This window comes from Legionella micdadei, assembly GCF_000953635.1.
Taxonomy (GTDB): domain Bacteria; phylum Pseudomonadota; class Gammaproteobacteria; order Legionellales; family Legionellaceae; genus Tatlockia; species Tatlockia micdadei.
Window position 1 is genome coordinate 2,040,279 of sequence record NZ_LN614830.1, and the last position, 23,899, is coordinate 2,064,177.

The following is a 23,899-nucleotide window of genomic DNA, read 5'->3' on the forward strand; positions in this document are numbered from 1 at the left end:
CTTAATAAGCTCCTCCGCTAAGCGGAGTATCCTTCAAACCTATCCTATTAAAATTTGTTCCTCAGCTCTTCCAATAATTTAGAGTTGACTTTCCTTAAACTAAACACGATTGAAGCGATAAGTTATGAATAGATCAATTACACGCATTGCAGCATGGGGAATATGGATAATTGCTTCATTATTCTATGCCTATCAATATATTTTGCGGGTCATGCCTAACATCATGCTGGATAATTTTATTCAGCAGTTCCACATCGATACAGCAGTTTTTGGTCAGTTTTCAGGGGTTTATTATCTCGGTTACTCCCTGATGCATCTACCAATCGGCATTATGCTAGACCGCTTTGGCCCTAAAAAAGTGATGACGGGTTGTATCTTACTCACCGTTATTGGCCTTCTACCCATTCTATTTGCAGAGCGCTGGATGTATCCGATGATTGGCCGAGCCCTGATTGGTATGGGTTCCTCTGCAGCAATCCTCGGCACTTTCAAAATAATCCGCATGGCTTTCAGAGAACAGTTGTTTACGCGGATGCTGAGTTTCTCTGTTACGATTGGTTTAATCGGAGCAATCTACGGTGGTGGCCCAGTGAGTTATCTCTGTACCCTCTTAGGTTATAAAACAGTTGTACAAATTTTTGCATTCTTTGGGGTTTTACTTGCCACGCTAACCTATTTTATCGTGCCAGAGATAGAAAAGAGTACCCAGCCTCACTCGATCATCAGTGATATCAAAAGGGTTCTCACCAATCGACAGGTGATAGCATTATGTCTTTTATCAGGGCTCATGGTTGGTCCACTGGAAGGATTTGCCGATGTTTGGGGCTCGGCCTTCATTAAGCGGGTTTATGGCTTCGATCCAACCTTGGCTAGCTATCTGCCTTCAATGATTTTTATTGGGATGTGTTTCGGTGCACCCGTACTCAGTTTTATCGCTGAGAAAACCAATAATTATTTAGCTGTGATCATTGGCGCTGGCATCGCAATGATGCTTGTCTTTTTAGCGCTTATTTCTAAGCAATTTACAGCAAATACAATGGCATTTAGTTTTATTTTAGTCGGTGTTTGCAGTGCATATCAGATTTTAGCGATTTATAAAGCGTCCACTTATTTACCTGAGGATGTGGCCGGAATTACTACCGCCATTGCTAACATGATTATCATGAGCTTTGGTTACGCATTCCATACTACTATAGGGCTTTTGGTCAATGTGTTTGGTGGACCCAGTATGTCCAGCGCCTTCATTTATGGGTTAAGTGTAATTCCTTTGACTTTAGCGCTTGCCGTGGTTGGCTTCCTTGCTCTGTTTTACCAAGAACGTGGTAAAGCGGCTGTTATTTCTGCAAACAACATCCTATAGAATCAGTTCTGATTTCGAAGCCTTAACGCATTTTGAAGGCCAAGGGCTTCGAACCCATCAAAAGCACATTCAGGTTTTAAATTCGCTTCTATCCCTTCTCTGTGATCACATTTTAATTAATTTGAATATAATTAATCGCTCATCTATTCTTAGAAGAGATTTTTGTTGTCGGTATCGGGGGTTCCGATTTTCAACCAAATGAATTGGAGAAAGGGTTATGACTCTCATCAAACAAAAATGGATCATTATTTCACTCGTCTTTCTCTTTTTGAGTTTTCCCTTACAAGCTCTCAGCAATTCAACGACCGATTACAACACTCAAAAAGAAGCACTCAATGAATTTGCATTTGATCTCTATAAACAAGTTGCGCAGTCGAACCAAAATATCATTATTTCACCTTATAGCCTCTCTTCCCTGTTAGTGATTTTACTGAATGGCGCGCAAGGTAATACGCAACAACAACTCGCTAAACTTCTTCATTTTAACTACGAAAACGGAAAAAACAATTTTAACTTAGATGCAATCGATCAGGAATTGCTAGGCTCTAATGCTTGCCCCAGAGATGCCTATTGTAAACCGAATGATAATAATACTGTTTTCTTAATTGCCAATGCGCTTTGGGCAGATCGAAGTTTTTCTTATATTCCTGCCTTTCTTACTACTTTACAACAAGCCAAGGTAACTCAATTCCATCAAGCTGATTTTAAAAATTTACCTGAAAAAGCGAGGACAACCATCAATAATTGGGTTGAAAAGAAAACAAACGGCTATATCCAGCAGCTAATTCCACAAGGAGCCATCTCAAAAGATACAAAATTAGTATTAGTCAACGCAATTTATTTCAATGGATTATGGATGCTCCCTTTTCAGCGTAAAAATACTTTGTTAAAGCCATTTCTATTGAAAAACGGGGTTTCTGTACAAACACCTATGATGAATCAAGAAAACCGGTTTCTTTATAGTGAAGACGAGCACCTACAGCTGTTGCAATTGGGCTATACCAACAGCAACATTAAACTTGCTATTTTGCTGCCGAAAGGAAATTACACCACTCAAGACGTGCTAAAAACTTTAAATCAAGAAATTTTTTCTAAACTAGTAAGTGCCTCCATAGAACAAAAGGTACAAGTTAGCATTCCGCGATTTAATCTTGATTCAACGTTTGATACCTTAAGTAGTACTCTTCAAAAAATGGGATTGAAAGAAGCATTTACTGATCAAGCCAATTTTTCTAAGATGACAAAATCAGCGCTCTCCATTTCTGCGATAATTCAAAAAGCAATTATCAAGGTAGATGAAAAAGGAACCGTCGCTACAGCAGCAACGTCGACCCTTTTGATAGCTACTGCTGCATACCCTCAACCCATTATTAAGTTTAATGCGAATCATCCCTTTTTGCTTGTTCTGTTCGATGCAAAATCAGGCATTATTCTATTTATAGGTCAAGTCATGAATCCAACAGGGGTATGAGTTGTGGCTTGGCATGCCCAAGCCACAACGTTTGCAATCAATAATTGATTACATTCCAAGCATATCTCTAGTACGGAATTGTCTTTCTAGTTCCAAGTTCTCTTCAGCGAGTTCTTCAAGTAAATGCTTTGTTTTTTGATGTAGTGCTTTTTCTGTTGCAGAAGGACTCGGTATTTTGGCACTACGCTCACTTACAGAGGAAAGAACAGATTTTAGCGTGTCCATCACAACCGGATTATTCTTAACACCAAAAGAAAAATGATCCTTCATAGGATGGTCGCTCAAAACAGTTAATAGTTTATCGATCTCTTCAGCATTGAATTTTGGCCTCTTTAGCAAAGTATCTATTGCTAGAGTCATTACGGTGGTGGAAGCAGAGTAACAATTAGAAGTAACCATATTGCAGGTTTGAGGTTTATTAATCAGTTCATCCGTTTTCTTAAGAAGTTGGTTAATCTCATCCTTAGTAAGAAACACTCCCGTCGGATGGGCTTTGAATTGAAATTTTGGATGAAGATAATTGGCCTCATTATCCATCATTGTACGGAAAGTAATGCCATCGCGAAACCAGTTAGTAATATCCCATGGGCTTTGTCGGCCATAAATAGCAAAAAAGTCCTTACTCGGATCATGAAATGCTGCAGCTGAGTGGTTAATAGGAAAGCGACGAACAGGTAATCCTTCTTTCGTTGCAAACATTAGCTCCAAACGATGTTCGTCAGACCATTCTTTTAAAGGTCGCATTTTTTCACGAGGGATAACTATGGGTGGTTTAACTTCTGGTTTAATCTCGGGTGTTGCCTTAGTTTTATCTGTGGAAAATGCACGACTAAAAAAGGCAAGTCCATTTCTTATAGCAGGTTCCGCTTTCGTCATTAGGCTTCGTCGACCGAAGTTCATAAATGATAGACCTGCTTGTAAAGCTAATTTTTCTCCTGGCACGTTCCTACTCCTTACTTAGACTTCATTGCTTTTAGTTTTCCTTACGGATTCCAAATTTTCTAAAGAATAAAGGTTTAACTATGTTAAACCCACTCGGTTTCAACGTCTTAGAGTTATTATTTATAATGAAGACCGGACTTTAGTAATCCAATATTCTTACATAGTGAAGGGAGTCAGTCAAATAATTTGCTCAAATTTAGAGCATTCAGAGCAATTGCAATACTTTTTGCTTGTTTTAAATCACATTTTTGTAAATTTTTAGTTAAGATTTATTAAGTAAAAGAAGCGAAAATCCTATATTTGGGGGCTTCTTTCTCTATTTTTTCACTTAAAGCCAAGCTTTGTTGAAGCAAATGATTGTCCTCATCCGATTTATTCTCAATCGTCTCAAGGTGGGATTGAATTTGGCTATTAACTGAAACTAATTTATCCACAACCTCCTGGTTATTAAAAACACCAAAGGCACAATGATCAGACAACGGATGTCCTTCCATTACGGCAATAATTCGACTTACTGCTGCAGAATCCACCGTAGGTCGTTTAAGTAACTGTTGAATAGCTAAAGCCATCACCATGACCGAATAAGAATAGCAATTCGAATTAACCATGTTACAAGACTGATTTTCATTGATAAGACGGTCGGCCTCATCTAAACAGTGTTCCATTTCTTCTTTACTAAAAAACACACCGGTAGGGTAAGCGGTAAAATTGAAGCCTTTATTTAAATAAGGCATTTCATTATCTTTTTTAGTGCGAATACTAAACCCCTTATCAAACCACATTGTAAAATTATAAGGGCTTTGGCGGCCATAGATAGCGAAACGATCTTGCGTCGGATCACGTAATGCGATAGCTGAATGACTAATAGGAAAATGAGGAAGGGGCAAACCCGCCTTTGTGGCAAACATCAATTCATAAGCTCCTTCATCAGAAGCCTCTTCTAGGGAGTACATTTTATTACGGGGTACGTTAACAGGATTAGGTATATAATCCGCCGAAGGTTTTTCTTTCACAGACACTTTAGAATCTTTCGCAGAAGCTTCAGCACCAGAAACCTCGCCCGCTCTAGGGCTAAAAAAAGATACCAATGAACTTATATGTACCATTCCCTTTTCCCTTAATAAATAATGGACAGCCTATAACCAAAGAGCGCTGCTCTCTTTTTTTATGCAAATTACAGGCTTTTTTACCAAAGTTGTAAAAAATTTTTATTGTTGATTAATAGTAAAACATTTTTAGAAATCATTAAAGCAATCGCGAGACATTTTTTAAATAAATTTTATAAATTAACTCAACTTGTTTTTTATCTTATCCCAATCTATCACTTAAATTAAACAATATGTAAATTTTTCCGTAAATTATTATTAAAAACCACTCCTTATGCTTCAAATACATAAGTCATGAACATAATAAATCCTTAATGTTTAATTAGTATACTTACACAAACTTAGTTAACTTTATAGAGGTAATCATGGCTTGGGCAAGATTAGGTATGTTTGTTAGACCTGTGCTAACGGGTACATTAGGGGCAGGTGCGGCTTATTTGACCCAGCAAGTATACGAATATAAACAATTCCAAGAGAAAATGGAGTCACTATCCTCAACGCCAGAACTTCCAGATAGACCGCTAGTTGAAGCGGATCAAAAAGAATGGATCGTCTTTGGTAGACAAAGTCCAGGGTATGTACGAGACATAGAGAGAACGCCCAAACATCATCTTATGGATAGAATCAGACAAAGTCCGTTACTGATTAAAGGATTGGGAACACATGTCGATAATGAGAAGCATTACGAGTTGCTTCCAGGGAGCGATTTCGTGACGGAACCATTCACCCGGGATCCACAAGCACCAAGAGTTCTTATAAAACCCGAACAGATGATCGGTGCAGAACTTCATGCGATTCCTGATGAGGAAGAATTTGAAGTTAGCTTTGCCAGAAAGCAAGCCTTCGCTAAAGAGAGCAAAGGAAAATCCCCCTTTTATCACTCTTCATTCGCATTAAGGAAAGTGACTGAGGAAAGACCCGCTAATCCTGGTGCAGTGATTATTTCTGGCAAAGAAGCAAAATTACTAATTGATGATATTAATGAAACAATTTGTGCCCCTCAACATTGCACTATGTACACTTCCAATTGTTATTCTGCTGCCGTTTACGGAACAGGCTCATTGGCTAGAATCATCGATGAGAGAATAGGCGATGATGAAGCAAAGAAGAAAGCAGATATACAGTCAATTGCGGACGTCGCATCGAATGTTGCTCGAGATAATTTTGGTCGAGGAGTGAGTAACAACCTAGTAGTAAGTGTTCAATTGACCTCTGAATTACCTAAAATCATGGCTAAACATGGGCTAGTGCATACCGAAACAGAGGAACACGAATCTAGGCCCAAACAATAATTATTAAAAGGCTACGTACCTTTTAAAATTTTCATAGGAGAAAATCTAATGAAAAACTCAACTGGGATTATGGTGGATGAAAATATCATGAAAGCGTTGGGTGCGCATACTGCAAAGGCGATTAGGGTGAAAAGCGCTCAAATGGAGGCTGCCATTGCAGCAAAATTAGAAGATCTCGAGTTCCTGGTGGTCGAAGGATTTTCAAATGGTAAGCTTGTTAAAGCAAAAGTCGACGGTAATCATCAACTGCTCGAACTGAGTTTTGATCCCTCTTATTCAGATTGGGATGATAAAACCAAAACTTGCGCCCTGATGTTGGAAGCCGTTAATGATGCACTCTATAAAGTGGATCTCGCTATTGAGACTGAGATTTCCACGATAAAATATGAATATGTGGGTGAAGTCATTCGCGCTTTTGAAAAGAAGGACTAACTTGTTGAAAACAGGGGTTGCAGCACTAGCTAGCACTCCCCTGTTTTATCCCTACCCCATCCACATAAGCCCGACTTTAACAACGTATTTTAGATTCAATTTTAAAATAAAAATTTTATAAATCAATTCATTTAATTTTTATTCTGTCCTTCTTTGAATCATTAAATTAAATCATGCACAAACAAATCCACAAAATTTATCAAATAATGATCTTTATGTTTTAAATTTACGTACTATGATAATAATAATTGCTTAATGTTTAGTTTGTATACTTAAATCTAACAAACTAATTTTTTGAGGTAATCATGGCTTGGGCAAGTAAATTTTTTAGTAAATCACTAGTGACTGGTGGATTTGGCGCAGGTGCGGGTTATTTAGTCCAGCAAGCATGGGAGTATAAACAATTCCAGGAAAAAATGGAGTCCCTCTCCTCAACACAAGAACCCCCTGAAAGGGCAATTGTTGAAGCAGATCAAAAAGAATGGCTTTTATTTGGTAGGCAAAGCCCAGGGTATGTACGCGACCCTGTAAAAAATCCAAAGAATCATCTTTGGGATCAAATCAGCCAAAGTTCACAACTGATTAAAGGATTGGGAACGGCCATTGATAACGAAAGTCATTACGAATTGCTTCCCGGCAGTGACTTCGTAACCGAACCATTTACTCAAGATCCGAAAGCACCAAAGGTTCTTATCAAACCAGCACAGATGATTGGTAAAGAGCTTCGTGAAATCGGGGATGATGAGCAATTCGAGGTAAATTTTGCAAGAAAGCAAGCCTTTGCCAAAGAGACGGGTAAGAAATCCCCTTTCTACCACTCTTCATTCGCATTAAGAAAGGTTACTGAAGAAAGACCAGCTAATCCTAATGCTGTGGTGATATCGGGTAAAGAAACTAAAAAATTAATTGAAGAAATTAATAAAACGATTTGTGAGCCCCAACATTGCACTATGTACACTTCTAACTGCTACTCAGCTGCAATGTACGGAACCGGAGCATTAGCTAAAATCATTGATCAGAGAATAGGCGGTGATGAAACGAAAAAGAAAGCAGACATACAGTCAATAGTAGAAGTAGTAAAAAAAGTTTCTCAAGATAATTTTGGTCGCGGTGTAAATAATAATCCTGTTGTCAATGTTCAGCTTACTTCCGAGCTACCTAAGATACTGGCTAGACATGGACTTGTTCATAAGGAAACCGAGCAACAAACTCAACGACCATCAAATCCATAATTATTCGCGTTTGATTGGCGATGCATTTTAAAATTTTCGTAGGAGGTAATCTAATGAAAAATTCAGCTGGGGTTTTAGTGGATGAAAATATCATGAAAGCGCTGGGAGCCCGCACTGCAAAAGCAATCAGGGTGAAAAGCGCCCAAATGGAGGCAGCAATCGCAGCAAAATTGGAAGATCTGGAGTTCTTAGTCGTAGAGGGATTTTCAACTGACAGGATTGCTAAAGCAAGGGTTGATGGTAATCATCAACTGCTCGAGCTTAGTTTTGATCCTTCCTATTCAGATTGGGATGATAAGGCCAGAACTTGTGCATTAATGGTGGAAGCTGTTAATGATGCATTGTACAAAGTGGATCTCGCAATAGAGACTGAAATTTCCACTATCAAATACGAATATGTGGGTGAAGTCATCCGTGCTTTCGATAAGAAAGACTAATCCTTTGATGACAGGGATTCTAACGCGTAGGAGTCCCTGTCCTTAATTCAACCTCAAAAATTCCACTATCACATGCTACCCCATTATTTTGATTAAATAATTTTCTATTTGAATTAAAATTATGTTTTTTATTCAAATTTGAGCTATAAATTATATTAGGTAATCAAATAATAAAATAGGATCAAGGAAATATCATGAGAAAAGCTCTGCTATGGATGTTAGCAGTCACTTCGACCTGTTTTTCCCTGTCTTCCCATAAGCATTTACACGAAAAAGCATTAACTGATAAGGATGGCGATAGGATTATAAAAATAATAGCGATGATTAGCCCCGAGCTTATTTCACCGAAAACCACAAATAAATCCATGACGGAAATAGCGGACATGCTCTTGGCAAGCACATTAAATACACCTGTCATTGAGAAAGTATTAAAAACCCTAAAATGTGCAAGCGAATACAATGTGCCTCATAACAATATTTTAACCATTATTGATTATTCATTACCTTCAAGCGAAAAGCGGCTGTGGGTATTTGACTTGTTTGAAAAAAAACTGCTATTCCATACTTATGTCTCGCACGGAATTAAATCTGGGACTTTATTATCAACAAGCTTCTCGAACAAATTTAACAGCAAATCAAGTAGCATCGGCGTGTATAAAACCGAGGACACTTACTATGGCCGGGATGGTCTTTCATTAAAGTTGGATGGTCTTGATGCGGGCTTTAATGATAATGCCTCCAATCGTTCGGTTGTTATGCATGGGGGCTGGTATGTGAATGAAAATTTCATTAAAAAATACGGTAGAGCAGGTCGTAGCTGGGGATGTCCAGCATTACCCCTCGATCTCACTTCAGCTATCATTAATACAATAAAAGGTGAATCCTTATTTGTAATTTATTACCCAAGTGATAAGTGGTTTCTAAAATCAAAATTCCTCAATTGTGACAATTTCTCCCCTACTCGATATGCTTCGGTAATGGATACAGAAATAAAATCAGAAGAACAAGAGCATAGAGAACCGGTTCTTTTTGCCAATATCAACAGTAAAAATCTTGGCACCGAACCCATTCTTGTTATGTCCGCCGATGACTATGAGCGTATATTCCATACTAAACCGCCTTTAGGCCGCATGCTTCGACGTCAAATCAATCATGCGGAATACATTGCCTTAAGCAGCACAGAACTTGAAAATTTAGTCATTAGTAATAACAAGGAGGCGCTCAATACTGTTTATTTCGTAATTCCAGTGGTGAAAATGGAACGAGGTTATTATAAGACGGAAATGCATATTGTTGATTTAGGAAAAATAAAAGAAGTCAGGCTTAATGTGGATCCATCGCAAAATTTAGCATCAGTAAAGAGTTACACCGTTGATTTTGAAGCCAAACCGTCAATTCGACTCCGGACTACTAATGAGTTTATTCGCTGGTTAGGATTGTAATTATGAGCAGCAAAGCTAAAGCAATTTTAATGAAGATTCATCAGGAGAAGCCCTACTTACTGAATATCATCAATTACTATCCTATGGACCTTATAGCTAGCGGATTACGAGGCATTGGTGTATTCCCATTAATGAGCAATGCCGAGCAGGAAATCGATGAACTTCTTGATTTAACGAGAGCGGTTGTTATTAATTTAGGTAAGCTCGACGATATGTTTGTAGATCTTTGCAGTCGGATTTGTCAAAGCGCGAATGCGAGTGGTAAACCGATTGTATTAGATCCTGTTGGCGCAGGTGTAAGCCGTTATAGAACAGACGTTGCGCTAAAATTAATCAAAAATCATAACATCTCTGTCGTGCGTGGTTACGCAAATGAGCTTGAAAGCCTCTTAACTGAGAAAATTACGGTGTCGAATCATAAAATTCCAGATTATAATTCGGTCATCGAAAACGCGAAAAAATTATCCGAAAAATACGATATTGCCCTAGTAGTCAGCGGAAAATTTAACACAGTTATTGACTCAAACAAGATAGATAAATTTAACTTCGACTCCTCGCTTCTCCAAAAAGTTGCTGGTATCGACAGCCTTCTTTCTGCCGTTATTGGTGCTTTTCATACCGTTGAGAGCGATAGATACACCGCTGCTCATTCCGCCATTGGATTTTACGGGAATTGTGTTGGCTCAGTAACGTCAAGAGCACAAGGCCCAGCTTCTTTGAGAGCAGCACTCATTGATAAACTCTATATCAATTCTTCGCAAGTTATGGAGTGGTGAGATGGTTTTCCATGCCATCCAAAACTGAGGTGGGGGAATAAGCCCCAACCCTTTCAGACATATTCAAGTTAACAACGAATGACTCATTGCGCTGAGTGATGCCCTTCTTTCCATGAACTAAACAAATTAATCATTCCTTCATTAAATAAAGGAATATCATCCGGTTTACGGCTAGTTATTAAATTATCATCAGAAACGACAGGTTCATCTATCCATTTTGCACCGGCGTTAATTAGATCAATTTTAATCGATGACCATGAAGTAACCTTATGATTTTTTACAGCATCAGCATTGATTAATAACCAAGGACCATGACATATTGCCGCAATAGGTTTTTTTTGATTATTCATTTCTCTCACAAAATTAATTGCCTCAGGTATCGTCCGCAATCTGTCGGGATTTATAACCCCACCCGGCAATAGTAAGGCATCATAATCATCTGCTTTTGCTTCTTTTAACGGCACATCAACAGTAAAAGTATCCCCCACTTCCATATGGTTCCACCCTTGTACATACTCTTTTTCTGGAGAAATCAGAAATGTTTTAGCGCCCTCTTTTTCCAAAGCATTTCGAGGCTTTTCCAGTTCAATTTCTTCAAATCCATTTGCCGCTAAAATCGCTACTTTAAATCCATTTAATTTATTCATTATTTCTCTCCTTATAATGAATTTTTTTATCGTATACATTATTAATAAAGTGAAGTTCTTTGTTAGGTTGGTAATTTAAACATTCTAATCTATAGTTTAAGTATACTGCATAATTCAGGGATAACCCGCCATGTCTAACCAAAGGAATACAAGTAATAATGATGATCTCTCATCTGCCATTCAATCCTTGATCCAACTAAATCTTCAAATCATGAAAAACATGTATCAAATTGAAATAATGGACTTTATAAACAAGCCAGAGAAACTGTTCGAAAATCAGGTTAAATTAGCATTAAAAAATAGTCTGCTTTTTCTGGACTATGTGAGGAAATCTTTCGATATTTTTTCAAAAATATTACTGGAAACAAATCCAACTATCTCTAATTGTCAAAAAGGAATGGACTATTTTAAATCAGCCACAACTGCACTATCCACACCCGATGTAGTCATAGGCGATGTGACTAAATCACTTTTCTCCCCTTCTACTGATATGGATCCATTTGATATCGCTCGCTCAGCCGCACAAATGTCGGTAGGTAAAACCTCTAAAAAAGAAACAATAACAATAAAATCTAAAGAAAAAAATAGCATTAATAAGACAAAGAACAATAAGAAATGAGGTCATCCACTAGGGATCAATAGAGACGAAGTCCATCCCTTCTTGACCGATGGTAGGTTTGATTTTAGGTTTCTGGCTACTCTTGCTGCTAGAAGCAACGCACTTCAAGGGAATCCCCTTGCGGGAGACTCCCTATATCGTTATTTAACTATCTCGTCTACAACGCATTCCCCATTTAGCACCTATGCAGCAAAATAGTGCTCCGATAAAGAAAAAGCCAAACACAAGAAACGCTCCCCAAACTAAAGTGATTGGTGACGAACGCACAATAATAATTTGATTACCGCTTATTGAACTATTTGGCTGGACAGATAGAGGAGAGGCCATTGCCGAGCTAGCTGCAGCGTTGGTCGCATTACCCGCTGTACTCGGAGTGGCTTGAGTTGTATTTATTTTTGCTGGTGCGGTTGTTCCTTGTGGCGGTGCTGGGGGTTGTGAAGAAACAGGCGCATTCATAACTTGGGTTTGTGCTGGGTTAGTATATGTAGCAACGTAGGCGCTCATATGTGTGGTAAGCACAGCGCTTAGCATCAGCACGATAGTCCAAGTAGTGAAGCCATAAAGGGTACCTAAATTCCGGTGGGGACAATATAATCGCCCTAAATAACCGGCTGTAAACCCTGCAATCAACATAGAAATAATAATACTAATCAAAACGCCAATAGAACCACTCAAAGCGAGCAGGCCAACTCTATTGGTGGTCATATTAACAATGGAAAGACCTATTGCAGCGCCCAAAAGCCCTAAGAGAAAACTAAGACCTATCCCAACAATGGCACCAGTAAAGATTGCTGTCCAAGAGATACGTCTGGCTGAGTAAAAGTTTCTGACATCCGGCGTTGTAGAAACAGTTTCGTTTTCGTTTGTCATGATTAATATCCTTATATTGCTCTAAGCTCCTAAATGGAAAAATATGTGGTGATCCCTTAATTTTGAAAGTTTAAAAAATTAGCCCATTAATGATAGCCTCGTATTTATACTAGTTTAACGATGGATTTCTTTCAAATCATTCAATCTAGGCTATCTTGAACTAAACTTCTAAACGTGCAGATATATCTTGTTCGTTAAACCCGTGCCCAACATGGCTCTTAATGGCAGCAGCCAAATCAATTAAACCAGCTCTCTCGAGTGATTGATAGAAAACTTTGGCAGGAGGCGTTTGGCCAAAATCAGCTTTATAAAAATGAGTGGTACCCGCCCTAGGTTTGGAGGCATACGCTATAAAACTAATAATGGTTTCAAAAGCATCATCCCACTGTTTCTCTTTATGATGCTCATTAAATTTCAGTATTAGTTTGTTTAACTCTCCTTCTTTTTGCTCGTTGTTACTGACCTGGAATTTCAAGCTATCGCATGCCTCTTTCATTGCGATGACTAACTGTTCGCAGGTTTCTTCATTGAGTTTTTCCCAAGTCAAAGCTTTATTTTCTATAAGCAATTTAAGTTTCTTAAAATCATTTAAACTAATGTGGACATCACCACTTCGCCCATCACAGTTGAGCAAGATAAAAGAGATGTTGAGCATTCTTAAAAGTGAAACAAAGTCGATAAATGCACTTCCCAACTCCCCTCTATCTCTTGTAAGTTTTAAAATTACGCTGTCTTCCTTTTCTTCAACACTCAAAGGCTCTGGGTTTTTTATAAACTCTTGAAGCCAAGATTTTGCTGCTTCAAAAGGCGGTGGCTCGACAGTTAAATTTGCTTCATGGTAATGTAAAGCAGCAAAATAACCAGGATTGGGCTCTACCATAGGCCGATACCTTTGCAAATGGCGATAGGCTTGAACCAGGCTTACTCCATAGGTTTCCATCATATAAAGAATTGCCAAAGTAGCACTTCGTGACATGCCCATTTGGCAATTGATTAAGACTCGTTTCTTAGCCTCCCTGGCTTGATTTATCTTCTTAAAAATCTCTTGGGAGCGGATTTCTTCAAGCAACTCTGGAAAATTTATGCCGTTGTCTTCGATTGCGATGGTATGATGGTTGCTATCCAATTGAATAAATTGGTTATTCTTTTTAAATTCTGAAAGATCAATAATTAAATCATATTTAGGATAACCTCCCTGCTTATCGTAATGGCCGTATAATGCGTAAACGCTCCCAATAAACAGATTCTCTAGAAATTCTTGCGCCCAGGCTGATTGTTTACTCACAAAATGCGTAACATTTAATCCCTCTTCTCCATACACAAATTCGGTATCGGTGAACTTTGACATCCCTAATGCACTAAAATTTTCGCTTGTCTGCCTGCTCAAAGGCCAGGGCGTTTTTTGGATAATTTCTTTCATTTTCGACCTTTTTTATTTTGACTATACAATGAGATGAAGAATTTTCTTAATTTTTTTGTATGGCTTTTTTTTAAATTGTTTTCAGATTTTCAATTTTTTGCTATAGTATTCATTTTTTGAACAAAATCATGAGAACTAAATTAACCTACACTCGAGAAGAACTTTTAGCCCTAGGGAATGCCCAGCATACTCCTCCAGCGGGACTACCAAGAATCAGAAATATCTACAACCCTACTCTATTTAGACCGGGAGCTTTCGCTTGTGCCCCTGCTAAACCTCTTGATTTTCATCATGATGCAGGTCCTGGTGATACAGCACCGATGATTTGCATAAGTTGATCTTAAAAATCTGAAAAAAGTATCACTCACTTCTATACTTATCAGTATTCAGTATAGGGATAATTATTAGATGAATCATATCATGGATAGGTTTATTCTAGTTTTGCTGCTCTCGGTATTGTTTATTACAACCTGGGCAGCAGATATTACTAAAACAGAAATTCAAGATCAGCAAAACGCTCAAGAATTGTGCATACAACAACGTGTTAATCAGTGCATTAATGCCTGTGAAAAATCGAAAGGCAATAATTGCACGCAAACATGTGAAGCAAACGCAAAAAATGAGTGTCGTCAAGCAGGAGAATAAGATCAGTAGATCGATCAATGTTGGAAATGGCACCAACAGCTGAATTAACCACCGCTTATCTATTCCTTGTTTCGGTACATTGTCCCGTGCAGGGTATCGTACCGAAAAGTGATTAATTTTAGTTAATTTATATGGAGTTGCTATTCGTCGGACTTAACGTATCGCTATACTTAGCTGGAACCTCCATCTCTTTTGGCTGATAAAATCGATGGTTACTCGTTAGGACATAGTCGGCCATCACAGGATACCGGCAATCAAACCTTCTTGCCATTTCCTCTTCATTGACTGCTTTTTCCTCAAGCTCTCGAGGAATTTGTTGTTCCTGAGAAATTATAAACTCTTTAAATTCGTCATCAATTAATCCAGCTCTTTTAATGCCTTCAAGTGCCATTGTAGGAGTCAAATTCTCAGCCCCGAATATCACTGCATAATTTTCAAATACACTGGAAGGCATTTTATCAAGCCCTAGATGATGAAGCTCGCAAACCCTGAATAGTTCTTCTTGATTTTCTTGTTTATAACTGAGAAAAGCAGAGTCCGTAGACCCATGTCGTTGAATTATGACTGCTTCAATAAGCGATCCTTCAGATCGTGGATGTTCGTAGATGCGTCTGTTGACAAGTTTCTGCATCTGTTTTTGAAATAAACTCTTTTCGTTCAATATAATGGATTCTTTAAAAGAGTTATCAATCAATCCACGTTCCTCAAAGGATACTAGTGTCGTTATGAGATTGCCAAAATAATATTCTTTGTTTTTCACCACATAGATAGCACTATCCTCTTCGAGAGGCTCAAATGATAGCTCATCAAGCTGTAATTTCACTTCAGATTGACGTAATTTAATATGAGGGTAAGAATAGCCAGAATACCCTGAATCATCAGGGACTATTATTTCTTCAATGATTGAATCAAGCTTCGTATTTTTGTAATGCCTTGGCATATTATATCCTATTTGTGAAATTGATAAATTTTCGAAAGTTTATTCTTTTTTTGACATCATTGTCAAATGATTATGCAATATCGCCAAGTTTAGCTATATCGATTGTCCCTTTGAATTTTCTGCCTCTAATTCGAATTCTTCGCTTGCGTTACCCTTAGAAAACATCCTTCCAAACCAACCAAACTTATGTGCAATCCCCGGAAAAATCTGTGTGCTTTTTTGAACACCCCAACCAAATATTGAGCTTATTTTATCAACTACACCATTTGTTAAGTCGGCAGTTACTTTCCCAACTGTAGACGCTAATAATAAGCCAGCAAGACTACTTCCTAAAAACGCACTCAAATAGATTGCGTTGTTGCCGGCATCTTCATTGGCATAGAATTCATACATCTGCATAAAAAGAGTAACAACTACAGATAAAACCCTAACGATCTGAAGCAAGTCAGCGATACTCTCATTCTTATTACGCGCTATAAGTTCTATCATTGCCAGAACATTTGTCACATTGAATACTTGTCCATTCATAAAACCATATAGTACTGATGACGAAGTAAGAGCGAGCGCATTGGCCGATAATGGACTAAGCTTCAGAAAATTCACGTTTTCTAAATAAGTTGAAAGCGCTTTTTCAACAGACCCACTTAAAAAACCCAAAAACATCGAATTAGCATATTTAGTGAATGAGTAAGGTGGAAAAGCATACAACATTGTGCACATCTCCCTATCCATAGGCCCGGGAAATATCGCATAAGGTTGATCACCACAGTATGTTGGCGTTGTACAATTATTATTAGTTGAACTCAATATACGGGTATATCCCATTACTGAGCAACCTAAGCCTTGAGGAGTGTCCATTAATCGATTTTTAAGGGTTTCTATTTCATGAGAGTGTAGGAAACCTAAAGAATGACCTATCTCATGGGCATAAACTCTTTGCTTTACTGTGCTGGGTAAACAGACCAAAACTTGGTTTAACAAATTGTCATTACCCGGAATGAAATTATAGTTTGTTATACCAGCCGCACCTTTAATATTATCACTTGCAACAAACGTAATTCCTGGCTGATCAGACTCTAGCTTAGGCACATAATTAAATTCAATTGTACTGCCACACGCTAGCCGCCAAAAGTCTAGGTTTTCTTGAACTTTTTCTCTACTGACTTGGGGCAGGGAACTCATCGTAATGTTAGGGAAGCTTACCTCCAACTCACTTTTTAATTCCTGAGACATTGAATGAATATCAAACGTGTAGTTTATTGTTGTTTTTGAAGTGTGCAGGGGCCTAGCCCATTTGCCAAAAACCATTGCTTTATATTCACTTAGCGAGAAGTAAGCGCATAACTCGTCGATTTTTTCTTTCAAAATTAGATCAACTACTGAATAAGAGAGTCGATATTCTAAACTAAGAGTATTAAGTAAATATTAGGTGATTAACCATGATTCAAAATTTTTTCTGTTTTCGATCACAACAGAAAAACAGCGGGTCGCTCTGCGGAGTTTAGCATATCAATAATGTTTTAGCGGAGCAGTTCAAGATTTCGATAAAATAACCAATTTCCTTCTAAACTAGCGATTACATCCTCTTCGAATGACTCTTTCATTTTTCTCTTTATCATTTTTTTCAAATTCAGAACCATCTAAATTGGTTGGTTTTGGCTTCACACAATTTTTATCTTCTCTTTCAACAGCGGACGGTTGTGGATTTAAATAGCTTTTTATTCCCATGCTCAATTTCCTTATGACAACCTTATTTAAAAGTATAGAACATCCTTTTGATAAGAAGAGTTCTCGCAGAGTAATAATGGCTCTCAAAAGGAAGGGGTTGGCGCAAGCTTTGTTCCCTCTTTTTCTGAGGAATTCAACATTGTTTGAGGGCAAGGCATGTCTTCTGGTTTCTTAAAAAACCCAAAGATAGCGCTAGTGGCTTTATAGGTTGCCCAAGCCACACTAGTCGACGTGACCACACCAGTAGTATGAAGTGCTGCTTCTTTAATAAGCGGTCTTAATCCATTGATCACACATTTTTCCTTTATTAATACTCTGATTTGAAAATCTTTTTTATTCTATCTCATTCAGGTCAATGAATAAACCGGATTGGGTTTTTATGTGTCCAAATGGACAAAATGAATCTTTTAGGGCTCAATTACTCCAAAGATGGAAGACTATGTGTAAAATATTCCCTTAATATTTTCTTAATATTTTCTTAACATTTCCCCGCTATATTCTGTGCCGAATTCGCATTAATAAGGCGGTAAGAATAATGAAAACAAGAGTCGATCAGAACCCCTCAACCAAATCAGAAAGCGCTTCTCAAAGCACACCAACCCCAAAATCCATGCCAACATCAGGCTACAAATTGAGCAAACCATTATGGGAAGCCCTTAACTTTTTATTCGTTACTGGAGTTACTTGCGGTGGGGTTGTAATTTTCCAAAGCCCTCTAAAAACCGTGCTTACTAATCTCACTATAGATGGCACTGTGCTCCCCAAATATCCACTTACATCAATTGGAACATTTGGATTTTTTCGTGCACTGTATGCTGGAACTTCCGCATCATTTGCAGGCTCTGCGGCAAGGACTGCTTATGTGACTGCAGCTAAAAACAATAAGCCAATCGAGGTTAAAGAAAGTACACCTCATGAAGAAAAATTATCGGGGCTTAACTTAAACAAAGCAGGTTATGTAATGTCCGCTGCGTTTGGTGATTATGTGGTAACTCAAATCCCAAAGTCCCTCTCACAATTAAGGAAAATACCCAATCTGTTGCCTTCAGGTTTCAAATGGTACACAAGGAATAATCTTTATCAGTTGTGGACCGGCGGTTTTCCGTCAGAATATTTCGCAGGCTTTGCCAATTTTGGAGCATTATGTGTTCTTGAAGAAGAACTAGCCAAAAGATTACCAATAGAAGACGAAAAAATACGGCATCTTCTATCAGGAGCATTAACTGGTGTAGGTGCTGGGGTTATCTCCTACCCTTTTGCGTTATTGAGAGATTATACCCTTGTGCATGCCAATGTAACTAACGGACAATTGAGGATTGACAGCACTGCTACAATACTCAAGAAATTAGCTGCAGCATACCTAGAAAATCCTAAAGAGGCAGGATTAGCCTTTTTAGCCAATGCTGCCAAGCAAGTACCTATTCGCGCCATTCTCACCGGAGGGGTTTTTTCGATTGTTGCAAGCGTTGGCGCAACATTAGGCAACGCCCCTCTCAGTAAAATCATTCCTGAACGATTTCACCCTTCGAAAACTAATCCACAAGGATTTTTTTATAATCGTAAAACAACTGGCGATGGTGAAACACCTTCTTCACAACAACAAGAAGTAGAATCTCCCTCTCCAACGCCGAAGCAGTAATCCCGTTTTGCACCTAGGGAATAGGTGCAAACAAGACCCGTATAAGCTTCTTGGTGGATTGGCATTCACTCATCCAAAGAAAGCCTGTAATTACTCTAAGGTTAGAATTATTTTCCCTTTAACTTTAGTATTTTCCAATAAATTATGGGCAGCAGCCGCTTCGCTTAATGGTAAGATATGAGCTATGCGAGATTTGATGCTATTTTTACTAAGTAATTGGTTAATTGCTTCTGCGTTCCCTACTAATTCATCATCACTTAAATTACTTATCGCAAATCCGTGAATACAGGCATCTTTAGTATATAAATCACCAACATCAATCAATGATTTTCGCCCCAACCCGGACATCAGAATATAACGTCCTTTGTAGGCTAACAATGGAAGAAAATGTTCAAAATCATGGACAAGGGTCGTATTCCAAAAAACATCGACACCTTTAGGTGCTAATTTTTTAAGCTCAATTGTAACATCAGTAGCTTTGTAATCAATGACGTGCTGAGCACCACTTTCATAACACCATTGAATATCTTGTTCGCCAGAGGCTGAAACAATAGCAGCGGCACCTAATGAGGATGCGATTTGACAAACTAAGGAGCCGACATTTCCCGCTCCACCGTTGATGAAAATGGTTTCTCCCCTTTTGAGCATCGCTTCTCTAAAAATTCCCACTACTGCAGTTAAGGCAGAGTGAAATGTTGCAATCGCTTCCAAGGGATTTGCATTTTTAGGGAGGTGAAAAACAGTCCTCTCATCCACAGCTAAATATTCTGCAAACGATCCTTGACGGCCATGAATACCTTGGCAGTTTGACCACACCTTATCTCCGGGTTTAAATTGAGTCACTTTCGGACCGATTTTCTCAACTACACCACAAAAGTCGCGTCCAATTATGTAAGGAAATTGAAGTGGAATAGCGTATTTACCTGAACGGATATAACAATCGACTGGATTGACAGCCACAAATTGTGTTTTGACTAATAACTCATTGTTTTTAATATCAGGAACAGGTAATGCTTCATACTTAATATAGTTTGAAGGCCCTGTTTTGGTAATAAATGCGGCTTTCATCCACTTTCTTTCCTTTCTGTCTTACGGTGAATCGTCCTATTAACTATAGTACATCGGAATTGAGATTTAAGTAGATATAGGGAAAGCTAAGATCACTACAAACCAACCTTTGATGGGTGGCGATTCTAAAAGCGCTGTAGCAATTGACAAAAATATGTGAGTGATTTTTAACCTTAGGAGTAAATATTTTTCTCGAATTGCTACATAGAAAATGATATCATTTTTACATTAAGCAAAAGTTAAGCATATTGATTATTTTTTAATCATTTTTATTAGTTTGTTAATGATAGTTCCACTCACATCAATAGCATTAGTTTTGTGCTCAATGGTATTGCATGTTACGACATGAGAAGCGCCTGCTTCCAATAAAATGGGATAAGCATCTTCAGCAAAAATAGCATGTACAGCAATACAATAAATCAATTCCATCTTTTGTTTTTTTAAATGTGCAGCTGCTGCAGCCATTGTTCTTGCTGTTGAAATAATGTCATCAACCAGCACAGGAGTAAATGATTCAAAATTTTCAATATGTGGGATTGAAACGTGTACGTCTTTATCCCCTCGCCTTCTCTTTTCTGCAATGAGATAGGGGGCTCTGGCTTGCTTTGCAATCTCTGACACCCATTGTTCACTTTCACTATCAGGCCCAATGAGAATTGGCTTTTTTACATGCATTTGAATCCATTTCGCGATATCACTTGTTGCATGCAAAACCAAAGTTGGCATGGCGTAGATTTCATTAAGTGATTTGTAGCGGTGTAAATGGGGATCAACCGTTATCAACCAATCCATATGTTCTGATAAAAGTGTCGCAAAATATTTTGAGGTTATTCCCTCACCTGATTGAAATTGCGTATCTTGACGTAGATAGGCAAGATAAGGCGCGATTAGGCCAATTTTTACAGCGCCCAATTCTCTTGCGGTACGGGCCCAAAATAATATAGGCAACAGTTTTTTATCCGGTTGGTTTAGACTTGCGACCATGATCAGTTCGCGGTTTTTAACATCTGAATTGATTTTTATGTACCATTCTTCATCAGGGAAACGGCGCAATATCATCTCGCCTGACTCAGCATCAAGCTCTTCTATTATTCTTTTGCCTATGACGGATGATTCAACTAGAAAAAAAACGATGGGTTTCAATCTGTCCCTCCGAGAATAATAACGTGTTTCCTAATGAAAGAATCCATTAACTCAATTTTTTCACTTAAGTTTTTCTGATTGTAAGTAAAAAGGAACAACACATTTCCAACCAAACCGTTTTTCCACTTTCTCCTTAAAAGCTACTGAACTTTGAGCCTGACCGTGGGTAATGAAAATTTTTTTAGGGGGTCGCTTAAAATTGGCTAACCATTCCAACATTTCTTGGTAATCGGCATGAGCAGAAATACTGCTTATCACTTCGACTTGAGCATGAATAGGAATCATTTGTCCATGAATTTTCAGTTCACGCTCACCTTGTAATAATCGTGCTCCCCGCGTACCTCCGGCCTGATAACCAGTAAGAATAATCGTATTTCGATAATCGGGGGCAAAAACTTTTAAATGGTGCAAAATGCGCCCCCCTTCAAGCATTCCACTTGCAGAAATAATTATTTGCACTCCTTTTTGATAATCAATTTGCTTAGACTCTTCTGGTGTATTCACATAAGTAGCGACCGAACAGAGCCCTTTGCATTGCTCTACATTTAGTCGATGATCTTCTCTAAAAGCATACAAAATCCGAGTCGCATCAATTGCCATGGGGCTATCTAAAAACACAGGAATATCCGGAATTTCCCCCCTCTTTTTAAGCAAATAGATGTAATAGAGAAGCGATTGTGCTCGGCCTACCGCAAAGGCAGGTATAATGATCGATCCGCTTCGTTTGATAGTTTGGTTAATAATGCTGCTAAGTTGTCGAAGTGGATCAGTCGGCTCGTGTAAGCGATCACCATAAGTTGATTCCATAACTAAATAATCGGTTTCCTCGATTGCCGTAGGTGCCCGCATAACAAGATCATGTAGACGACCAATATCACCTGAAAATAAAATCGAGATTCCCTTACCTTTTATTTTGACAAATGAAGCGCCAATAATATGGCCGGCACGATAAAATTCGAATGTGACCTGGTTTGTAAGCGGATACGTGATTCCAAAATCAACCTCTTCAAATTGCAATAAAGCCTTTCTTGCGTCTGCTTCTGTATAGAGAGGCAAAGCGGGCTTATGTTTGGAAAAGCCTTGTTTATTGGCAAACTTAGCGTCTGCTTCCTGTAGGTGGCCACTGTCTGGAAGTAAGATTGAGGATAGCGCTCTTGTGCCTGGTGAGGCATAAATGGGGCCTTTAAATCCATTTTTTACTAATAATGGCAAATAACCTGAGTGATCAATGTGAGCGTGAGTTAGGATTACAGCGTCAATATCCGCAGGATTAATAGGAAATTTATCCCAGTTCCGTAAACGCAACTCTTTATAGCCTTGGAACAGGCCACAATCAATCAAAATGATCTTAGAGTCCAGTTCCAATAGATACTTCGATCCTGTTACTGTCTGTGTCGCACCAAGAAATGTCAGTTGCATTGACTCTCCATTTATTTGTTATTTCTTAATCCTATAATCGAAGATGAGCTGTATCTCCCGTAATTTATTAAAACAGGTCGGAATAAAACCCATTTTTCAATGCCAAAATAAAACTATAAAAGTTTTTAGCGCTAATTGAAATTGTTAGTGCGCTCTATCTCTAACCAAGCTAACGTTTAGGATGATGCAATTAATGATTCTGTAGCATTATTGTGATGATATTCATCGAATTGCTTGGCCTTAGACAAATTATACAGAGCAGCAAAGATTAAGATGACAGCTGCTAGAGCCAAGATAGACGCAGTCACTGGCTCTAGAAGAAATAAAGATATGCTTAATAAGCCCACTACACCCCCAGCAATAAATTCAACAGCAGCTTTTCTATTATAACGGTCTTTAGCAGACTCAAAAGAAAATAGTGTTGGCTGATAAGAAGGCGAGATAAAAGAAGATTTAAACTGTCTCAACATTTGAGCAGAATCTGATAATACATCGCCGAGAGCCCATTTTTGCCTTTGTTTAGATAAATTAAACTGATTCACAGTTCGAGCAGTTTCGAATTCTGAATCCTGTTTAAAAACCCACTCACGAAATCTGACATCTTGGGCTAATAATTCTTTTATAAAAATATCAAACTGCTCAGCGACTAGTCTAAGCTCATCAAAATCCTCCACGAGTTTATTTGGCCCAGACTCACCGAAATAACAATACGTGCTAATTGCATAAACAGGCATACTTTTGTAATAAGGAACAGATTCCGGCTCTTGAAATTGCAAAGGTTTTACGGCTGAAAAGTTTATTTTACAATCTGGGTATTGAAATGAATTCAATAAAGGCAATAATTGGTTAATATCAATATCATTTGACTCTACGACAATATATAAATCTCGCATGATAGTTATCCCGAAGCTTAGAGAAATTTCTTACGACTCTATGGATGAATCGTATAAACAATCAAAAAGGAATGAATGCTAGCACCAAGCGCTTTTTAGTGCAAATTTCTTCCAATCGTCCCTAATTCTTAATCAATTTGTCTTGTTTTCTTTTTGTCTCTAGCAAAATAAAAGCTAAAATCATAAACCTATCGTAGCCAAACAAGCTAAGGAAAAAAAGCCTAAATGGAAACCAAACAATTGAGTTATACATCCAGCAATGATGTTACCGAGCGATGAGCCAACACCCACGCTTAACCCTAGAACACCTACTAAAAAATTGAATCTTCCTGTCCCGGTTGCTAAATCGGAAACTATAACCAGCGCAATTGCACCAAA

The 23,899-nt window shown here is 38.2% G+C and carries 25 protein-coding genes; 12 read left to right on the top strand and 13 right to left on the bottom strand.

The features are described from left to right. Positions 1-124 precede the first annotated feature (124 nt). Positions 125-1,360, top strand: coding sequence for an MFS transporter (locus LMI_RS09145; protein WP_045099528.1), 1,236 nt, complete (start codon positions 125-127; stop codon positions 1,358-1,360). Positions 1,361-1,577: 217 nt separating this feature from the next. Further along, positions 1,578-2,831: a serpin family protein gene (locus LMI_RS09150; RefSeq protein ID WP_045099529.1), complete on the top strand. Its 1,254-nt coding sequence runs from the start codon at positions 1,578-1,580 to the stop codon at positions 2,829-2,831. A gap of 48 nt (positions 2,832-2,879) precedes the next feature. Here the strand turns inward: LMI_RS09150 and LMI_RS09155 are convergent, their stop codons facing one another. Together LMI_RS09155 and LMI_RS09160 are read right to left on the bottom strand one after the other, a co-directional pair. Beyond that, complete coding sequence (locus LMI_RS09155) at positions 2,880-3,773, bottom strand: hypothetical protein (RefSeq protein ID WP_045099530.1); 894 nt, start codon at positions 3,771-3,773, stop codon at positions 2,880-2,882. 272 nt (positions 3,774-4,045) lie between these two features. Next, positions 4,046-4,879, bottom strand: coding sequence for a hypothetical protein (locus tag LMI_RS09160; protein ID WP_045099531.1), 834 nt, complete (start codon positions 4,877-4,879; stop codon positions 4,046-4,048). Between the two features lie 365 nt (positions 4,880-5,244). Between LMI_RS09160 and LMI_RS09165 the strand changes: the two genes are divergently transcribed. The 6 genes from LMI_RS09165 (at position 5,245) to thiM (ending at position 10,490) form a co-directional block, all read left to right on the top strand. Continuing rightward, complete coding sequence (locus LMI_RS09165; protein WP_045099532.1) at positions 5,245-6,171, top strand: hypothetical protein; 927 nt, start codon at positions 5,245-5,247, stop codon at positions 6,169-6,171. Between the two features lie 48 nt (positions 6,172-6,219). Next, entirely contained in the window at positions 6,220-6,603 is a 384-nt protein-coding gene (locus tag LMI_RS09170; RefSeq protein ID WP_045099533.1) for a YbaB/EbfC family nucleoid-associated protein, read from the top strand. A gap of 305 nt (positions 6,604-6,908) precedes the next feature. After that, complete coding sequence (locus LMI_RS09175) at positions 6,909-7,835, top strand: hypothetical protein (protein WP_045099534.1); 927 nt, start codon at positions 6,909-6,911, stop codon at positions 7,833-7,835. 53 nt (positions 7,836-7,888) lie between these two features. Continuing rightward, positions 7,889-8,272 (top strand): YbaB/EbfC family nucleoid-associated protein, encoded by a 384-nt coding sequence (locus tag LMI_RS09180; RefSeq protein ID WP_045099535.1) that lies wholly within the window; start codon positions 7,889-7,891, stop codon positions 8,270-8,272. Between the two features lie 194 nt (positions 8,273-8,466). Beyond that, complete coding sequence (locus LMI_RS09185) at positions 8,467-9,714, top strand: murein L,D-transpeptidase catalytic domain family protein (RefSeq protein WP_045099536.1); 1,248 nt, start codon at positions 8,467-8,469, stop codon at positions 9,712-9,714. A 2-nt stretch (positions 9,715-9,716) separates the two neighbouring features. Further along, on the top strand, positions 9,717-10,490 hold the full coding sequence (gene thiM, locus LMI_RS09190; protein ID WP_045099537.1) for a hydroxyethylthiazole kinase: 774 nt from the start codon (positions 9,717-9,719) through the stop codon (positions 10,488-10,490). Positions 10,491-10,573: 83 nt separating this feature from the next. Here thiM and LMI_RS09195 read toward each other — a convergent pair whose 3' ends face one another. After that, entirely contained in the window at positions 10,574-11,137 is a 564-nt protein-coding gene (locus LMI_RS09195) for a type 1 glutamine amidotransferase domain-containing protein (protein ID WP_045099538.1), read from the bottom strand. Positions 11,138-11,267: 130 nt separating this feature from the next. Between LMI_RS09195 and LMI_RS09200 the strand changes: the two genes are divergently transcribed. Beyond that, positions 11,268-11,756, top strand: a complete 489-nt coding sequence (locus LMI_RS09200; RefSeq protein WP_045099539.1) for a hypothetical protein — start codon at positions 11,268-11,270, stop codon at positions 11,754-11,756. A gap of 144 nt (positions 11,757-11,900) precedes the next feature. Here LMI_RS09200 and LMI_RS09205 read toward each other — a convergent pair whose 3' ends face one another. Both LMI_RS09205 and LMI_RS09210 read right to left on the bottom strand, forming a co-directional pair. Beyond that, the gene (locus LMI_RS09205; protein WP_045099540.1) at positions 11,901-12,626 is read right to left on the bottom strand and encodes a hypothetical protein; all 726 of its coding nucleotides are present in this window, start codon (positions 12,624-12,626) and stop codon (positions 11,901-11,903) included. Positions 12,627-12,786: 160 nt separating this feature from the next. Next, a complete protein-coding gene (locus tag LMI_RS09210; protein ID WP_045099541.1) occupies positions 12,787-14,046 on the bottom strand; it encodes a dual specificity protein phosphatase family protein in 1,260 nt (419 codons plus the stop codon). A 128-nt stretch (positions 14,047-14,174) separates the two neighbouring features. Between LMI_RS09210 and LMI_RS09215 the strand changes: the two genes are divergently transcribed. Together LMI_RS09215 and LMI_RS09220 are read left to right on the top strand one after the other, a co-directional pair. Further along, positions 14,175-14,384 carry a hypothetical protein gene (locus LMI_RS09215; protein ID WP_045099542.1) on the top strand — a complete coding sequence of 70 codons (210 nt, stop codon included), beginning with the start codon at positions 14,175-14,177 and terminating at the stop codon, positions 14,382-14,384. Positions 14,385-14,454: 70 nt separating this feature from the next. Next, positions 14,455-14,691, top strand: a complete 237-nt coding sequence (locus tag LMI_RS09220; RefSeq protein WP_231852126.1) for a hypothetical protein — start codon at positions 14,455-14,457, stop codon at positions 14,689-14,691. A gap of 127 nt (positions 14,692-14,818) precedes the next feature. On the opposite strand, the gene LMI_RS09225 is transcribed toward LMI_RS09220, so the two are convergent. The 4 genes from LMI_RS09225 to LMI_RS09235 form a co-directional block, all read right to left on the bottom strand. Beyond that, positions 14,819-15,631, bottom strand: a complete 813-nt coding sequence (locus tag LMI_RS09225; protein WP_045099543.1) for a hypothetical protein — start codon at positions 15,629-15,631, stop codon at positions 14,819-14,821. Positions 15,632-15,724: 93 nt separating this feature from the next. Beyond that, the gene (locus LMI_RS09230) at positions 15,725-16,996 is read right to left on the bottom strand and encodes a hypothetical protein (protein WP_058393244.1); all 1,272 of its coding nucleotides are present in this window, start codon (positions 16,994-16,996) and stop codon (positions 15,725-15,727) included. Positions 16,997-17,200: 204 nt separating this feature from the next. Next, complete coding sequence (locus LMI_RS15345; protein ID WP_153280303.1) at positions 17,201-17,359, bottom strand: hypothetical protein; 159 nt, start codon at positions 17,357-17,359, stop codon at positions 17,201-17,203. Between the two features lie 83 nt (positions 17,360-17,442). Beyond that, on the bottom strand, positions 17,443-17,652 hold the full coding sequence (locus tag LMI_RS09235; RefSeq protein ID WP_045099545.1) for a hypothetical protein: 210 nt from the start codon (positions 17,650-17,652) through the stop codon (positions 17,443-17,445). A gap of 242 nt (positions 17,653-17,894) precedes the next feature. Here LMI_RS09235 and LMI_RS09240 point away from each other — a divergent pair, with 242 nt between their 5' ends. Further along, entirely contained in the window at positions 17,895-18,998 is a 1,104-nt protein-coding gene (locus tag LMI_RS09240; protein ID WP_052679509.1) for a hypothetical protein, read from the top strand. Between the two features lie 90 nt (positions 18,999-19,088). Here the strand turns inward: LMI_RS09240 and LMI_RS09245 are convergent, their stop codons facing one another. From LMI_RS09245 to LMI_RS09260, 4 genes are all read right to left on the bottom strand, one after another. Further along, positions 19,089-20,066 (bottom strand): NADPH:quinone reductase, encoded by a 978-nt coding sequence (locus LMI_RS09245; protein WP_045099546.1) that lies wholly within the window; start codon positions 20,064-20,066, stop codon positions 19,089-19,091. A gap of 252 nt (positions 20,067-20,318) precedes the next feature. Beyond that, on the bottom strand, positions 20,319-21,209 hold the full coding sequence (locus LMI_RS09250; RefSeq protein WP_045099547.1) for a ribose-phosphate pyrophosphokinase: 891 nt from the start codon (positions 21,207-21,209) through the stop codon (positions 20,319-20,321). A gap of 60 nt (positions 21,210-21,269) precedes the next feature. Then, complete coding sequence (locus LMI_RS09255) at positions 21,270-22,628, bottom strand: MBL fold metallo-hydrolase RNA specificity domain-containing protein (RefSeq protein ID WP_045099548.1); 1,359 nt, start codon at positions 22,626-22,628, stop codon at positions 21,270-21,272. Between the two features lie 176 nt (positions 22,629-22,804). Continuing rightward, positions 22,805-23,521 carry a hypothetical protein gene (locus LMI_RS09260; RefSeq protein WP_045099549.1) on the bottom strand — a complete coding sequence of 239 codons (717 nt, stop codon included), beginning with the start codon at positions 23,519-23,521 and terminating at the stop codon, positions 22,805-22,807. Between the last annotated feature and the right edge of the window lie 378 nt (positions 23,522-23,899).